Below are 431 nucleotides of genomic sequence, written 5' to 3' on the forward strand. Positions count from 1 at the left end.
CTCGTGGCGATGCCCGTCTCACTGGCGTCCACCTCGCTGACGACCAACGCGGGCAGGGCGCCGTAGCCCAGGCTGATATAGGCGTTGGCCAAGACACCTGCCACGACGACCTGCCAGGGACGGCCATGGGCCACGGCGAGCATGACGAATCCGGCGATCCCGGCAACAGCGGCCACCACCAGTACTCGGCGGGCGCCGTACCGGTCGATGTACCGGCCGCTGACGAGTGCCACCAGAAAACCGGTCAGCGCTCCGGGCAGCAGGAAGTAGACGCTGGCTTGCAGCACACTGGCGCCGAATCCGTAGCCGGCGGCCTCACGTGACATCTGCACGAACTGGGTGAGGCCGAGGAAGGCGAAGTACAGCCCCATTCCGACCAAGATCGTCGCCAGATTGGTCAGCAGGATGGGTCGCCGGGCCAGCATCGCGGT

General features: G+C 66.8%; 1 protein-coding gene. It reads right to left on the reverse strand.

Annotated features, from left to right (window positions below):
* A partial coding sequence (locus tag RNB18_RS52510; protein ID WP_311721118.1) for an MFS transporter occupies positions 1–431 on the reverse strand: 431 nt, incomplete at both ends.

The sequence above is a fragment of the Streptomyces doebereineriae genome (genome assembly GCF_031845645.1).
Lineage (GTDB): Bacteria > Actinomycetota > Actinomycetes > Streptomycetales > Streptomycetaceae > Streptomyces > Streptomyces canus.